The organism is Xenorhabdus bovienii (genome assembly GCF_024721015.1).
In the GTDB taxonomy this organism is placed as follows: Bacteria; Pseudomonadota; Gammaproteobacteria; order Enterobacterales; family Enterobacteriaceae; genus Xenorhabdus; species Xenorhabdus bovienii.
In genome coordinates this window covers 1-872 of sequence record NZ_JANAIF010000255.1, presented here as the reverse complement: position 1 = coordinate 872, position 872 = coordinate 1, and the positions used below count along the sequence as shown (strand labels likewise).

The following is an 872-nucleotide window of genomic DNA, read 5'->3' as shown; positions in this document are numbered from 1 at the left end:
GCTATCAGGGCCGGGAATAGCTCAAATACGGACGCATCAAAAACGTAATTGGAAAAGAATAACGCCTTTACCGTTTCTCCCAGTAAATGCGTTCGGGCAATAAACTGGGACAGATTCACCACACCTGTATGCTCAACCATCACTCCCTTCGGCTGGCCGGTCGTTCCCGAGGTGTAGATGATGTACGCCAGATCCGTAGAGGTATTCACCGGCACCGGATTATCCACTGACTGGCCTGCGGTCACAGACGGATCATCCGCCGCGATCAGTGACAGCGCGTGGGAATATTCCCCCAGCGCCGTTAAGTGCCGCTGCTGAGTAACCACACACGGGGCTGCGGTGTCGGTCAGAATAAACCGGATACGCTCCGGCGGATAGGCCGGCGAGACTGGCACGTAGGCGCCGCCGGCTTTTAGTACCGCCAGCATGCTGATGACCATGTCCAGACTGCGATCCAGATACAGCGCTATCGGCGTGTCTGCCGGCATCGGCGCATGGCGCTGCTGCTGATAGCGTTCGCGGATCACAACCGCCAGCTGGTTCGCCCGTTCATTAACCTGCCGGTAGGTCAGCGTTGCTCCCTCAAATACCAGCGCCACGTTATCCGGGGTAGCTGCCGCACGCGCCTCGAACTGCTGTTGCAGGGTTTTGTCCTGCGGGTATGGCATGTCGGTCTCATTCCAGCGGTACAGCAGGGTATGGAGTTCGTCGTCACTGAGGAATCTCACCGACCGGTGCGGCAGGTACGGATCGCGGGCGACGGTATGCAGGATGTACTCAAGCTGGTGCAGTAAGCGCCGCGCCTGTTCACCCGCCAGCCAGTCTTCGCCATAACTCAATTTCACGGTCAGGCTGTCACCCTGTTCATAGGC

General features: G+C 58.4%; 1 protein-coding gene. It reads right to left on the bottom strand.

The features are described 5' to 3' along the window. Window positions 1-872 (bottom strand): AMP-binding protein (locus tag NXS07_RS20410; protein ID WP_258087564.1); only part of this gene is annotated, 872 nt, incomplete at both ends.